This is a genomic window from Isoalcanivorax indicus (assembly GCF_003259185.1).
GTDB classification, from domain to species: Bacteria; Pseudomonadota; Gammaproteobacteria; order Pseudomonadales; family Alcanivoracaceae; genus Isoalcanivorax; species Isoalcanivorax indicus.
On sequence record NZ_QGMP01000004.1, the window covers coordinates 31,039 to 45,538 of the forward strand.

Annotated in this window: 12 protein-coding genes; 5 read left to right on the forward strand and 7 right to left on the reverse strand. The window is 63.4% G+C overall.

The genetic code is table 11. The features are described from left to right. Positions 1–21: 21 nt before the first annotated feature. Positions 22–513, reverse strand: a complete 492-nt coding sequence (ilvN, locus tag DKW65_RS14625; protein ID WP_111658174.1) for an acetolactate synthase small subunit — start codon at positions 511–513, stop codon at positions 22–24. After that, on the reverse strand, positions 513–2,234 hold the full coding sequence (locus DKW65_RS14630; protein ID WP_111658175.1) for an acetolactate synthase 3 large subunit: 1,722 nt from the start codon (positions 2,232–2,234) through the stop codon (positions 513–515). The genes ilvN and DKW65_RS14630 overlap by 1 nt, the downstream gene beginning before the upstream one ends. Before the next feature lie 377 nt (positions 2,235–2,611). Between DKW65_RS14630 and DKW65_RS14635 the strand changes: the two genes are divergently transcribed. Further along, positions 2,612–3,058, forward strand: coding sequence for a DUF4124 domain-containing protein (locus tag DKW65_RS14635; RefSeq protein WP_162925898.1), 447 nt, complete (start codon positions 2,612–2,614; stop codon positions 3,056–3,058). 21 nt (positions 3,059–3,079) lie between these two features. Here DKW65_RS14635 and clpB read toward each other — a convergent pair whose 3' ends face one another. From clpB to rluD, 3 genes are all read right to left on the reverse strand, one after another. Further along, on the reverse strand, positions 3,080–5,659 hold the full coding sequence (clpB, locus tag DKW65_RS14640; protein WP_111658177.1) for an ATP-dependent chaperone ClpB: 2,580 nt from the start codon (positions 5,657–5,659) through the stop codon (positions 3,080–3,082). A gap of 105 nt (positions 5,660–5,764) precedes the next feature. Beyond that, positions 5,765–6,529, reverse strand: coding sequence for a peptidoglycan editing factor PgeF (pgeF, locus tag DKW65_RS14645; RefSeq protein ID WP_245932529.1), 765 nt, complete (start codon positions 6,527–6,529; stop codon positions 5,765–5,767). Next, positions 6,526–7,500, reverse strand: coding sequence for a 23S rRNA pseudouridine(1911/1915/1917) synthase RluD (gene rluD, locus DKW65_RS14650; RefSeq protein ID WP_111658178.1), 975 nt, complete (start codon positions 7,498–7,500; stop codon positions 6,526–6,528). Before rluD ends, pgeF begins: the two co-directional genes overlap by 4 nt. 130 nt (positions 7,501–7,630) lie before the next feature. Here rluD and DKW65_RS14655 point away from each other — a divergent pair, with 130 nt between their 5' ends. Further along, positions 7,631–8,452 carry an outer membrane protein assembly factor BamD gene (locus DKW65_RS14655; RefSeq protein WP_111658179.1) on the forward strand — a complete coding sequence of 274 codons (822 nt, stop codon included), beginning with the start codon at positions 7,631–7,633 and terminating at the stop codon, positions 8,450–8,452. On the opposite strand, the gene DKW65_RS14660 is transcribed toward DKW65_RS14655, so the two are convergent. Continuing rightward, positions 8,453–10,078 (reverse strand): NAD+ synthase, encoded by a 1,626-nt coding sequence (locus tag DKW65_RS14660; protein ID WP_111658180.1) that lies wholly within the window; start codon positions 10,076–10,078, stop codon positions 8,453–8,455. Positions 10,079–10,245: 167 nt separating this feature from the next. Between DKW65_RS14660 and DKW65_RS15975 the strand changes: the two genes are divergently transcribed. From DKW65_RS15975 to DKW65_RS14670, 3 genes are read left to right on the forward strand one after another with little or no spacing between them, the layout of a single operon-like run. After that, complete coding sequence (locus tag DKW65_RS15975; protein ID WP_162925899.1) at positions 10,246–10,476, forward strand: PP0621 family protein; 231 nt, start codon at positions 10,246–10,248, stop codon at positions 10,474–10,476. Then, the gene (locus DKW65_RS14665; RefSeq protein ID WP_245932530.1) at positions 10,469–12,049 is read left to right on the forward strand and encodes a two-component system sensor histidine kinase NtrB; all 1,581 of its coding nucleotides are present in this window, start codon (positions 10,469–10,471) and stop codon (positions 12,047–12,049) included. The genes DKW65_RS15975 and DKW65_RS14665 overlap by 8 nt, the downstream gene beginning before the upstream one ends. Continuing rightward, a complete protein-coding gene (locus DKW65_RS14670) occupies positions 12,050–13,447 on the forward strand; it encodes a sigma-54-dependent transcriptional regulator (protein ID WP_111658182.1) in 1,398 nt (465 codons plus the stop codon). On the opposite strand, the gene DKW65_RS14675 is transcribed toward DKW65_RS14670, so the two are convergent. Beyond that, a complete protein-coding gene (locus DKW65_RS14675) occupies positions 13,411–14,484 on the reverse strand; it encodes an NAD(P)/FAD-dependent oxidoreductase (protein ID WP_111658183.1) in 1,074 nt (357 codons plus the stop codon). The two genes, DKW65_RS14670 and DKW65_RS14675, sit on opposite strands and share 37 nt — an antisense overlap. Positions 14,485–14,500 lie beyond the last annotated feature (16 nt).

Here is a 14,500-nt window from a genome sequence, read left to right on the forward strand (position 1 = left end):
TAACCGTGAATCAAAGCACCGTCAGATACTCAGCACTTTCTCTCCACGGGCAATACCGCTAACACCCGAGCGCACCACTTCCAGCACCTGGGTTTCGCCGATGGCGCCGATAAAGGCATCCAGCTTGTCGCTGGCACCAGCAAGCTGCACGGTGTACACCGAGCTGGTCACGTCCACGATCTGGCCGCGGAAGATGTCGACGGTGCGCTTCACTTCGGCGCGCTGGGCGCCAGTGGCTTTCACCTTGATCAGCATGAGTTCGCGCTCGATGTGGGCACCTTCGGTCAGGTCGACCAGTTTCACCACTTCGATCAGCTTGTTCAGGTGCTTGGTGATGCGCTCAATGGTGCGGTCGTCACCAATGGTGGTCAGGGTCAGGCGCGACAGGGTACTGTCTTCGGTCGGCGCCACGGTCAGGGTTTCAATGTTGTATCCCCGTTGCGAGAACAGGCCGACTACGCGTGACAGGGCACCCGGCTCGTTTTCCATCAGGATCGAGATAATGCGTCGCATCAGGTCCGCTCCGTCTTGCTCAGCCACATGTCACGCATGGCGCCGTCTGCAATCTGCATCGGGTACACATGCTCCGAGGGGTCTACGTAGATGTCCATGAACACCAGGCGATCTTTCAGGCTGAACGCCTTTTCCATCGCGGGCGCCAGGTCTTCGAACTTGTCCACGCGGATGCCGACATGGCCGTAGGATTCCGCCAGCTTGACGAAGTCCGGCAGGGAATCCATGTATGACTGGCTATGGCGGCCGCCGTACTGCATGTCTTGCCATTGGCGCACCATGCCCAGGGCCTGGTTGTTGATGTTGATGATCTTCACCGGCAGGCCGTATTGCAGGCAGGTGGACAGCTCCTGAATGTTCATCTGGATGCTGCCTTCACCGGTCACACAGGCCACAGTGGCCTCCGGGAAGGCGAACTGCACGCCCATGGCAGCGGGCAGGCCGAAGCCCATGGTGCCCAGGCCCCCGGAGTTGATCCAGCGGCGCGGCTTGTCGAAGTGATAGAACTGGGCCGCGAACATCTGGTGCTGACCGACGTCGCTGGTGACATAGGCCTCACCGTTAGTGGCCTTGTACAGCGCCTGCACGACTTGCTGGGGCTTCATCGGGCCATCGTCATTGGTCTCGTAGCGCAGGCCGTGGACCTGGCGCCAACCGTCAATCTCTTCCCACCAGCGGGCCAGGGCTTTCTGGTCGGGCTGGCCGCCGTGTTCGTCGAGCATGTTGAGCATGTCGTCCAGTACCTGTTGTACCGGGCCAACGATGGGCACGTCGGCGCGCACGTTCTTGGAGATCGTGGCCGGGTCGACATCAATATGCACGATGGTGGCACCGGGGCAGTATTTGCCTGCATCGTTGGTGGCGCGGTCGTCAAAGCGGGCGCCCACGGCCATGATCAGGTCGGCATTATGCATGGCCATGTTGGCTTCATAGGTGCCGTGCATGCCAAGCATCCCGATAAACTGCTTGTCGGTAGCGGGGTAGCAACCCAGACCCATCAGGGTGTTGGTCACGGGGAAGCCGAGCTTGCGCACCAGGTTGGTCAGCAGCTCGCTGGCTTCGCCGTTAATCACGCCGCCGCCGGCATAGATGACCGGGCGCTTGGCTTTCAGCAGCTCTTCTACCGCCTTGCGGATCTGACCGGCGTGGCCGCGGGTCACCGGGGTGTAGGAGCGCATCTTGACCTTCTTCGGGTACTCGAACGGCACCTTCACGTGCGGTGCGGTCTTGTCCTTCGGAATGTCGATCAATACCGGGCCGGGGCGGCCGGTGGTCGCCAGGTAGAAGGCCTTGCGCATCATTTCCGGGATCTGCGCCGGGTCACGCACCATGAAGCTGTGCTTCACGATGGGGCGGCAGATGCCCACCATGTCGGTTTCCTGAAAGGCGTCATCGCCGATCCAGTCCGAGCGCACCTGGCCGGAAATCACGACCATGGGAATGGAGTCCATGTAGGCGGTGGCAATGCCGGTCACGGCATTGGTGGCGCCCGGGCCGGAGGTTACCAGCACCACACCGGCCTTGCCGGTGGCGCGGGCGTAACCGTCTGCAGCATGGGTGGCGGCCTGTTCGTGGCGCACCAGAATATGCTTGACCTTGTCTTGCTGGAAAATGGCATCGTAAATGTGCAGTACCGCGCCACCAGGATAGCCGAACAGGTATTCAACCCCTTCTTCCTGGAGCGAGCGGACGACCATCTCCGCACCGGATAGCTTTTCCACAACTGTCACCTCAGTTCGCGCCGCACAGCACGCCGCAGCCCGGCGGGGCTGATACCTGCACGGCAGTTAACAACAAATCTCTGTCTGGAGTGTCCGCAGATAGAAAACCCTACTTTGGTTTCCCGAGGCTCTTGTGGAGGTGGCCATCAAGAACGCGGACAGGCGGAAGCTGGGACGATGCGGCAGTGTCACTGCATATGGACGCCACGGTAATGACGCCCCCGGTCCCGGCCACACTGTCACCTGGGTAAGATGCAGGGGTCCCGATTTCCGGAAGCCCCGATTGTCGCAGATTTGTGCGTAGTGTCAAACACTTGCGGTTGCAGCCTGCTCGCCGGGGCGGCAGACTTCGGGGGAGAACACCGGAGATGATAATAATGAAGTCATTGCTACTGTCGCTGCTTGCCACCCTGCTGATGGCCCAGGCCGCCAGCGCCCAGACCTTTTACCGCTGGACGGATGAAAAAGGGGTGACCCACTACACGGAAAACCCGCCAGAGGGCCGTGATGCGGCCGAAGTGCGGACCTGGGGCCGGACGCCCTCTGGCCAGCAACGGGCGCTGGAAGAGCGCGATCAGCGCCACGAGCAGGCCGAGGCCGAACGCGAGGCCACCCGCCAGCAGATGCGTGAAGCGGAGGAAAACCAGGTGCCCCGGCCTGATCCTGCCTACTGCGAACAACTGCAGCGCAATCTGGACACCCTGGTCAACCGGCCGGTGGTGCGTATGGAAGACCCGGACACCGGCGAAGTCATCACGCTGGACGCCGAACGCCGCGAACAGATGCTGGCCGAAACCCGCGACGCCCTGCAGGCCTGCGACTAACCCCCCTCCCGCCGGCTGGGGTCAGTGGGGTTTGCCGAAGTGCAGGGCGCCGTCGCGGGCGTCGCACTGGATTACCTCCCCGGCACTGAAGTCGCCACGCAGGATGGCCGACGCCAGCGGGTTCTCGATCTTCTGCTGGATGGCGCGCTTCAGCGGTCGGGCGCCATAGACCGGGTCGAAACCGGCCTCCACCAGTTGATCCAGGGCTTCATCGGTCAGCACCAGGCGCAAATCGCGCTCGGCCAGCCGTTTGCGCAGGCCTTCCAGCTGGATCTCGGCAATACCGCGAATCTGGTCTTTGGCCAGCGGATGGAACACCACCACTTCATCCACACGGTTGATGAACTCCGGGCGGAAGTGGCCGCCGACCACCTCCATCACCGCTGACTTCATGGCATCGTACTGCTCTTCTCCCGCCAGCCGCTGGATCAGGTCAGACCCCAGGTTCGAGGTCATCACCACCACCGTGTTACGGAAATCCACCGTGCGGCCCTGACCATCGGTCAGGCGACCGTCTTCCAGCACTTGCAGCAGGATATTGAAGACATCCGGGTGGGCTTTCTCCACCTCGTCCAGCAGCAGCACGGAATAGGGCTTGCGGCGCACGGCTTCGGTCAGGTAGCCGCCTTCTTCATAGCCCACATAGCCCGGGGGGGCGCCGATCAGCCGCGCCACGGAATGCTTTTCCATGAACTCGGACATGTCGATGCGCACCATCGCCTCTTCCGTGTCGAACAGGAACGACGCCAGCGCCTTGCACAGTTCGGTCTTGCCCACGCCGGTGGGGCCGAGGAACAGGAAGGAGCCGTTCGGGCGGTTCGGGTCCGACAGACCGGCGCGCGAGCGACGCACGGCGTTGGCCACGGCTTCCACGGCTTCGCCCTGCCCCACCACACGCTGGTGCAGAGCCTCTTCCATACGCAGCAGTTTTTCGCGCTCGCCTTCCAGCATCTTCGACACCGGAATGCCGGTCCACTTGGACACCACTTCGGCAATTTCCTCGTCGGTGACCTTGTTGCGCAGCAGCTGCATGTCCACCTGCTCGCGGTCCTGGGCGTCGTTGACCTTTTTCTCCAGCTCGGGAATCACACCGTATTGCAGTTCCGACATGCGGCTGAGATCGCCCGCGCGGCGCGCCTGGTCCATTTCCACACGTGCCTTTTCCAACTCGGCCTTGTATTCCTGGGCACCCATCAGGCTGGCTTTTTCAGCCTCCCAGATCTCGCGCAGGTCAGCGTATTCCTTCTCCAGCCGGCTGATGTCGTCTTCCAGTTTTTCCAGGCGCTTCTTGCTGGCCTCGTCGTCTTCCTTGCGCAGCGCTTCACGCTCCATTTTCAACTGGATCAGCTTGCGGTCCAGGCGGTCCATTTCTTCCGGCATGGAATCGATTTCCATGCGGATACGACTGGCCGCCTCGTCGATCAGGTCGATGGCCTTGTCCGGCAGTTGCCGGTCGGTGATATAGCGCTGCGACAGTTTGGCGGCAGCAATAATCGCACCGTCGGTGATGTCCACACCATGATGCACTTCGTAGCGCTCCTTCAGGCCACGCAGGATAGCAATGGTATCTTCCACCGACGGCTGATCCACCAGCACTTTCTGGAAGCGGCGTTCCAGGGCAGCGTCTTTCTCGATGTACTGGCGGTATTCGTCCAGCGTGGTGGCGCCCACGCAGTGCAGCTCGCCGCGCGCCAGGGCGGGCTTGAGCATATTGCCCGCATCCATGGCACCGTCGGCCTTGCCCGCGCCGACCATGGTATGCAGTTCGTCGATAAACAGAATCACGCGGCCTTCCTGTTTTGCCAGTTCGTTGAGCACGGCTTTCAGGCGCTCTTCGAATTCGCCGCGATACTTGGCGCCAGCAATCAGGGCCGCCATGTCCAGCGACAGCACGCGCTTGTCTTTCAGGCCTTCCGGCACTTCGCCGTTGACGATGCGCTGGGCCAGGCCTTCCACAATGGCGGTCTTGCCCACACCGGGCTCGCCGATCAGCACCGGGTTGTTCTTGGTGCGGCGCTGCAGCACCTGGATGGTGCGGCGGATTTCATCATCACGGCCAATCACCGGGTCCAGCTTGCCGTCTTCGGCGCGCGTGGTCAGGTCTACGGTATATTTGTCCAGCGCTTCACGCTTGTCTTCAGCATTCGGGTCCGTCACGGCTTCGCCTCCACGTACCTCATCAATCTTTTTCGCCAGCGTCGCCTTCACGACACCGGCACGCTTGAAGATCTTGCCCACTTCACCGCTGTCATCACACGCCGCCAGCAGCGCGGCTTCGCTGGAAATATACTGATCGCCACGTTGCTGGGCTTCTCGGTCGGCCAGGTTCAGCAGGCTGCCCAGGGCACGGCCGATCTGCACCTCGCCGGTAAACGGCTCGGCGGTGGGCAGCTTCTCCATCGCCAGTTGCAGGGCGGTGTCCAGGTCGTTGACGTTGATGCCGGCTTTCTGCAGCAACGGGCGGGTGCTACCGCCACGCGCGCGCAGCAGGGCCAACACCAGATGAACCGGGTCCAGCGTGGGCTGGCTGGCACCGGCCGCCAGGGATTGGGCTTCGCCGAGTGCTTCTTGCAGTCGGGTGGTAAAACGGTCGGGACGCATTGGCTATCCTCGCTTGAAAAAGTCCACACAGTTGACGCGGTAATGCGGTCGCGGTGGTGATTTTTCAAGCATAGGCCGGCGCAACATGGCAGACCTTGCGCCAGATCAAGCCAGCCAGATCAGGGAGGCGAAGCGGCCAGTCTGGCCCTCGTAGCGGAAGGAATAGAAGCGGGCCGGGTCTGAGGCGGTGCAATACTCACCGCCCTGCACATCAGTCACGCCCACACGATCGAGGCGTTGCCAGGCCAGTTGCACCAGACTCAGGCGCCAGTGGTCCGGTTGGGCATCGGCGCGAAACCCGGCAGCCGCCTCGGGATCGTGGCGGGTAAAGGTGTCGTAGACATCCTGCCCCACCTGATAGCAGGGCTGGGAAATGGCCGGGCCAAGCCAGCCGGAGACCGGCTCGCCGCCGGGGGCCAGGCGCCGCACGGCGTCTTCGATTATGCCCTGTTGCAGACCCCGCCAGCCCGCATGCACGGCCGCCACCGCGCTGCCGTCGGTGCGCGCCAGCAACACCGGCAGGCAATCCGCCGTGAGCACCGCGCAGGGAAAGCCGCTCTGGTCCGTCCAGACGCCGTCGGCTTCGGCCTCCTGGTCACCAGCACGGACCATCCGGGTGCCGTGCACCTGGCGCAGCCAGGTGGGCGGGTGCGGGGTGTCGAGCAGGCGCTGCACATGGCGACGGGCCTGCTGCACCCGCTCAGCGTCGTCGCCGCAGTTCAGGCCCAGATTGAAGCCGTGCCAGGGCGGCGGCGAAAGGGTGCCGAAACGGGTGGTCACGCAGGCACGTACGCGCGGATGCGGCTGCCAGTCCGGGGTCATCCAGTCTGCCAGGGTCGGCAGTTGCGGCACGTCCCTGGGCGGCATCATGCCGTGCTGTCCGCCAGATCCGCGTGCAGGTGCGCCAGCAGCGCCGTGAAGTCGTCCGGCAGGGGCGATTCGAATTCCATGTATTCCCCGGACGTGGGATGCACCAGGCCCAGTTTGCGGGCATGCAGGGCCTGACGCCGGAAGCCCTGCAGGGCCTCACGCAGCGCCGGGCTGGCGCCGGCCGGCAGTTTCAAGCGCCCGCCATAGGCGCTGTCGCCCACCAGCGGGTAGCGAATATGCGCCATATGCACCCGGATCTGGTGGGTACGCCCGGTTTCCAGTTGCACTCGCACATGGGTATTGCCGCGAAAGCGCTGGATGACGCGGTAATGGGTTACGGCATGCTTGCCCGTGTCGATCACTGCCTGGCGCTTGCGGTCCTGCGGATGCCGGCCGATGGGGGCATCCACCACGCCACCGCTGGTCATCACGCCCACGGTCACGGCTTCGTATTCGCGATAGAGCGACTTGTCCTGCAGCTGGGCCACCAGCGAGGTGTGCGCCTCAAGGGTGCGGGCGACCACCATGAGGCCGGTGGTGTCACGGTCCAGGCGGTGCACGATACCGGCGCGCGGCAGGCTGTTCAGGCCCGGATCGTGGTGCAGCAGCCCGTTCAGCAGGGTGCCGTCCTGATGCCCGGCAGCAGGGTGCACCACCAGTCCGGCGGGCTTGTTGATCACCAGCAGGTCGTCGTCCTGATACACCACCGGCAGTTCGATGGGCTGCGCCGCGTCTTCCACCTCGGCTTCCAGTTCAGCGTCGATGGTGAGGGTTTCGCTACCGATCAACTTGTCCTTGGGCCGGGCAGTATGGCCGTTCACCGTCAAGGCGCCGCCCTTGATCCACTGCTGCAGACGCGAGCGTGAGAAGCGGTCAAACAGGTCGGCGGCCACCTGGTCCAGGCGCTGCCCGGCGTGCTCGGGCGTGGCCTGGGCGCTGAGCTGAATCTTATCGTTGACCTGCTGTCCCATAAGGCTGGATCTCTTGATCGGGTTTCACGTGGGCGTCGGCTGGCCGTGTCTGGCTGTGCGTGCTTAAATGACGCCGCTACCGGAACACGTTCCGGGGTTTTCGCCATTGTAACGTCAAAGTCAGGTTGTCATGCGCATCTATACCGTTTTTCTGCTTATCGCTGCCCTGTTTGTTACCGGCTGCTCGAACAAGCCCCGGGAGCGCCCCGAGCGCACCGAAGCCGAACTGTACCAGACCGTGCGCACCCAACTGGACCGCAACAACTTCCTCAGCGCTATCGATGAGCTGCGCGAACTGGAAGCCCGTTTCCCCTACGGTGACTTTGCCGAGCAGGCGCAGCTGGACCTGATCTACAGCCAGTACCGGGCGCTGGACTACCCGGCGGCCGTGGCCACGGCCACGCGTTTCATGCGTAACTTCCCGGCCAATGAGCACCTGGACTATGTGATCTACATGAAGGGGCTGGCCAACTACAACATGGAGCGCGGCCTGTTCGACCGGCTGATGCGCACCGACCGCGCTGCCCGGGATCTGAGCTCCTGGCGCGACGCCTTCCGCGATTTCCATGAGCTGGTGAACCGTTACCCGGACAGCGAGTACGCGCCGGATGCGCGGGCGCGCATGGTCTATATCCGCAATCAGCTGGCCGCCTACGAGCTCCATGTGGCGCGCTACTATGCCCGCCGTGGCGCCCATGTGGCGGCGGTGAACCGGGCCCAGCAGGTGGTCATCCACTTCCAGGAAACCCCCTCGGTGCCGGAAGCGCTGGCGATCATGAGCCGCGCCTATCGGTCGCTGGGCGAGCAGGAGCTGTCCGAGCGCAGCCTGGCGGTGCTGAACCACAACTGGCCGGACAACGAGTTCGTCAACAGCCGTGGCCGAGTGGAGCTGAGCTGGTGGCCCCGTGACGAGCGCACCTGGCTCAGCCTGATTACTTTCGACCTGCTCTGATCAGTCGCCCGGTCGCCAGCCATTGGTGATCGGGTAGCGGCGATCCTTGCCGAAGGCCCGCCGCGTGACGCGCGGGCCCACCGCCGCCTGACGGCGCTTGTATTCATTCCTGTCCACCATGCGCACCACGCGATAGACATCCTCACGGTTGTAACCGGCGCGGATGGTCGCCTCTGCGCTGCGATCCTGCTCCACATACAGCTCCAGAATCTGATCGAGCACGTCGTAGTCCGGCAGGCTGTCCTGGTCCACCTGCCCCGGCGCCAGTTCGGCCGAAGGTGGCCGCTCGATGACCCGGCGCGGAATGATGTCCTGCCCGGCCTTGCGGTTGCGGTACTCTGCCAGCCGGTAAACCCAGGTCTTGGACACATCCTTGAGCACGCTGAAGCCGCCCACCATATCGCCGTACAGGGTGCAGTAGCCCACGGCCATTTCGCTCTTGTTGCCGGTCGGCAGCACCACGTAGCCAAGCTTGTTGGACAGTGCCATCAGCAGCACGCCGCGAATGCGTGCCTGCAGGTTCTCCTCGGTGGTGTCGGCGTCACGGCCGGCAAAGCTGTCCGCCAGCACCGTCATGAACTGGTCGTACATGCCTTCGATGGGCAGCACCCGGTAGCCCACGCCCAGAGTGCGGGCCTGTTCGGCAGCGTCTTCGCGGCTCATGTCAGAGGTGTAGTGAAACGGCATCATCACCGCCTCCACCCGATCAGCACCCAGCGCGTCCACGGCGAGGGCCAGCGTCAGGGCGGAATCAATGCCGCCGGAAAGCCCCAGCAGCGCGCCGCGAAAACCGTTCTTGTCCACGTAATCACGCACCGCCAGCACCAGGGCACGATAGATGCGCTCTTCTTCATCCGGCTCCGGCAGCTGTTCGCCCTCCAGCACCAGGCCCTCGTCTTCACGACGCACGTCCACGGGCACCAGCGCCTCAGCAAAAAAACCGCCCTGCACCACCCGCTGCCCGTCGGCCGCCACCGCAAAGGAGCCACCGTCGAACACCAGTTCGTCCTGCCCGCCCACCAGGTTGCAGTAAAGCACCGGCATGCCCGTATCCCGGGCGCGCTCACTGACCTGAAAAAGACGCTCCACATGCTTGTCTGCGCGGAAGGGCGAAGCATTGATATTGAGCACGATCTCGGCGCCCGCCTCACGGGCCGCAGCAGCTGGCCGGGGGTGCCAGATGTCCTCGCACACGGAGAGCGCATAACGGATACCGCCCAGCTCGAAAACGCCAGCCTGCTCGCCGCTCTGGAAATACCGCTTCTCATCAAACACACGATAGTTGGGCAGGCACTGCTTGAAGTATTCCGTGGCGGGCTTCGACTCACCGGGCAGGACCAACCCGGCCACGTTGTAGCGCACGCCATTGCGCACCCCCGGATAGCCGAGCACCAGCGGTACCTGCGTGGCCGCACCGATCTGTGCCAGCGCATCATTGATGCGCGTATTCAGGCTTGGCCGCAGCAACAGGTCCTCCGGCGGGTAGCCGGTCAGGGCAAGTTCAGGGAACACCACCAGTTCGGCACCCAGCAGGCGGCGCGCTTCGTCCGCGGCGGCCAGGATGCGCTCGGCATTGCCTTCTATGTCCCCCACCAGCATGTTCCGCTGGGCAATTACTACGCGCATGACATCGTCCTCTGTGCATGGCCATTGCTGTGTGTGCCCGGGATTGTACCGCCAAGTGCCGTCGGCGGCACTGGCAGCCATGTCGCACTTGCGATGCGCGCCCGTTCCGTGGAATCTAGGGCCTGTCGAACTGGCCCCGCATAACAACCCTGGCACAGGAAGCCGAGATGGGATTGATACGAGTACTGGTACTGGCGCTGCTGATTTACGTGGTCTGGCGCCTGATCAAGAGCATCACCGCGCGCGGCCGCACCGCTGCGCCTCCGGACACCCAGCGCATGCTGCGCTGCGCCCACTGCGGCGTGCATGTGCCGGAGCATCTGGCCCTGCCGCACAAGGATGTCCATTTCTGCTGCCAGGCGCATCGCGAAGCCTGGCTGGAGCAGCACGGTGATTGAAGGCACACGCTCGGTCGAGGACACCCAGCTATGGACCCCGATCCGCGTGTACACCGGCTACCGGGTGCTGCTGGCGCTGCTGCTGCTGACGCTGTACATGGCGGCAGAACCACCGCTGGTGGGCCAGCACAGCCCCACGCTGTTCCTGTACACCGCTGCGGCCTATGTGGCGCTGACCATCATGTCGCTGGTGATGAAGGCGCCGCTGTACCGGGGGCGCCGGCTGACCCCTGTGATTCCGGTCATCAGCGATATCGTCATCCTGACACTGATGATTCATGCCAGCGGCGGCATCGAAAGCAGCCTGACCGTGCTGCTGCTGGTCACCGTCGCCGCCGCCAGCATCATCCTGCCCGGGCGACTGGGCCTGCTGACGGCCGCGCTGGCCACTTTTGCGGTGATGTTCGAGCAGGTCTACTTCGCACTGGACGCCGGTGCCAGCAATCCGTTTCAGGTGACTGAGGCGGGGACGCTGGGGCTGGCGTTCTTCGCCGTGGCGCTGATCACCCACCAGGTGGCCCAGCGGCTGGCGCGCAGTGAACAGCTGGCACGCACCCAGCACGAGGCCATCCGTCGCCTGCAGTCCCTGAACCATCAGGTGGTGGAGCGGATGCGCACGGGCATCCTGGTATTCAGTGACACCCTGACGGTGGAGTTGTGCAATCGCTCCGCGCAGGAGTTCTTTCCTGCTGCACGCCACGGCGCCCCCCTGCCGGACGCTCTGGCCTCACATTTTCGCGACTGGCAGACGGCGCCGCACCAGACACTGCCACCCTTGCCGGGCAGTCATGAGCGCCCGGACCTGGACGCCCGCTTTGCCCCGCTGGACGGCGGTAACGCGGAAGGCCCTGACTACAACATTGTCTTTCTGGAAGACCGCGCCCGCCTGATGCAGGAAGTGCAACAACTGAAGCTGGCGTCGCTGGGCCGCATGTCCGCCACCATTGCCCATGAAATCCGCAACCCGCTCAGCGCCATCAACCATGCCGCCCAGCTACTGGAAGAAGGTATCCAGCAGGACGAGGATCGCAAGTTGCTGGGCATCATCCAGAAGCATGTCACCCGGGTAAACAACATCATCACCGACATCCTGGGGCTGTCTCGCCGGCAAAGCGGCCAGGTGGAGCGCCTCGCCCTGGATGACGTCGTGGAGGGCTGCGCCAATCGATGGCGAGAGAGCGGCAATGATCCCGCACAACTGCGCATCGATATTCCCAGCGACCTGCCCCGGGTTCGCTTCGATGCCCGGCAACTCGATCAGGTGGTGGATAATCTGCTGACCAACGCGCTGCGCCACGGCGGCAGTGGCCCCATTGATGTCAGCGCCGGTCGCCACCCCCAGAGCGGGCTGCCCTGGCTGCGGATACGCGACCATGGCCCCGGGGTCTCGGACGAGGCCCGGAACAATCTTTTTGAGCCGTTCTTCACGACTTCACGTGATGGAACAGGACTCGGCTTGTTTCTGTGCCGTGAACTGTGCGAAAACAATCAGGCACGCCTTGACCACGAGCCAGCGCAGCCGGGCGCCAGCTTCGTGATAACCTTTGCGCATCCGGATCGGGTATTCCAGTAAATGACAGAAAAACGACGTATTCTGGTGATTGACGACGAAGCAGATCTGCGCGAACTGCTGGTCATCACCCTTGGGCGCATGAAACTCGACGCACTGGCCGTGGGCTCCGTCGGCGAGGCACGTGCCGCGCTGGAGAAGAGCACCTTTGATCTGTGTCTGACCGACATGAACCTGCCGGACGGCGACGGTATCGAGCTGGTCAGACTGATCAACCAGCAGTATCCCGACCTGCCCGTGGCCATGATTACCGCCTACGGCAATATGGAAACCGCCACCCTGGCGATGAAGGAAGGCGCGTTCGACTTCATTGCCAAACCCGTGTCGCTGGACCGCTTGCGGCAACTGGTGGATGACGGCCTCGGCATTCGTGACCGAGCTCCGGAAACCCCGGTGTCCGATCAACTGGTGGGCCATGCCCCCGCCATGGAGCAGTTGCGCCAGCAGATCACCAAACTGGCTCGCAGCCAGGCGCCCATCTACATCAGCGGCGAATCCGGCTCCGGCAAGGAACGTGTCGCGCGCCTGATTCATATTCTCGGCCCGCGCCGGGAGAAGCCCTTTATTGCCGTGAACTGCGGCGCCATTCCCTCGGAATTGATGGAAAGCGAGTTCTTCGGTCACCGCAAGGGCAGCTTTACCGGTGCCTTCGAAGACCGCAAGGGGCTATTCCGGGAGGCTGATGGCGGCACCCTGTTTCTGGATGAAGTGGCCGACCTGCCGCTGCACATGCAGGTCAAGCTGCTGCGCGCCATTCAGGAGAAAAGCGTGCGCCCCGTGGGGGAACCGCGCGAGTTTCAGGTAAACCTGCGCATTCTGTGTGCCACGCACAAGGATCTGGCAGAACAGGTCGTGCAAGGGCGGTTCCGACAGGATCTTTATTATCGCCTGAACGTCATCGAAGCCCACGTACCGCCACTGCGAGAGCGCCGTGAAGATATTTCCGTGCTCGTGGAGCATATCCTTCAACGTCTGTGCCAGCAGTGGCAGATCGATATGCCGACATTGGCACGCGAGGCGCGCGAGGCACTGTCCCAGTACCCCTTCCCGGGGAACGTACGGGAACTGGAAAACATTCTGGAGCGCGCGCTGACGCTGGCCGACGGCGCAGTGATCGAAGCACGGCATCTGCAACTGCGGGATATCCTGGAAAGCGGTGACGACGGGAGCATCGCAACCCCTTCCTCCAGCACAGAACGGGCCCGCCCCGCAAACCAGCCCCTGGAAGACTACCTGCAGGAAATCGAGAAACGCGAAATACTGCGCGCGCTGGATGCGACGCTGTGGAACCGGACCGCAGCGGCGAAAAAGCTGGGCATGACGTTCCGTTCGCTACGCTACCGACTGAAGAAGCTGGGGCTGGATCAGGGCGGCGACAGTGATGACGACGAAACAGAATAAGGGGTGGGGTCGATAAAGGGTTTTTCCCCGCATATGAGATTCGCCAGCAATTCTGCACTGGCCGGGGCGCTGACCAGACCGTTGCGGTAGTGACCTGCAGCCAGAAACACCCCAGGCGCCCCCGGCAACTCACCAAGCCAGGGCCATGTGCGATGACTGCCCGGCCGCACACCTGCCCACTGCGCTACGGGTTCGATGCCTTGAAGAGGAGGCCACAAAGACGCCGCAGCGACATGCAGCTGTTTACACGCCACCGCCGTCGGACGCTGGTCGTCACTGCCGGGACGCAACGTTGAGCCTACCAGCATATGCCCATCTGCTCTGGGGATTACGTACCCCTCAGCCGCCAGCAAAATCTGCCGAGGCGCCGGCACCACCGGGGGGAAAAGCAGCATTTCTCCCTGAACAGGCATGAGCGGCAGGGAGACTCCCAAATGAGCCACCAGCGGGGCGCTCCATGCCCCCGCTGCAATCACCACTCGCTCCGCGTGTCGTAATCCGCCATCCGTCTCGATGCGCCAACCGTTTCCCTCTTTTGCCAACTGGCGGACCACAGCCCGGCAAGGCTCAATCCCTTCACGGGAAAGCAGTCTCGCAAGCCCCTTGAGTAATCGAGGATTGCGGACACTGCCCACGTCGGGAAACGCCACTACCCCGCCACGTTGCAGCGGCGTCTCGACGGCCGCGACCTCTCTGGCAGAGACGCCGCGCCGCTCGGCCCATTCCAGCGCCCGGACACGTTCTGCGCCTGCATGAACATGCATGCCACTGCGAAATACCTCGGGATCAGGCCCGCCCATCGCGATAATGCGTTCCGACAAAGCTCGGTAACGCTCAAACGCATCGCCTGTCAGCGCACTCAACGCATCAGGGTAACGCCAGGGAAACAGAGCAGACAGTATGCCGCCCCCCGCCCAGGACGCCGGCGGGCAAGCAGGGCCAGCGTCGATCTGGATCACCGTCAGCCCACGGTCCGAAAGCGCCAGAGCGGTCAATTGCCCGATTATGCCGGCGCCTACCACAGCCACATCAGCCATCTTCCAGACCTGCAAT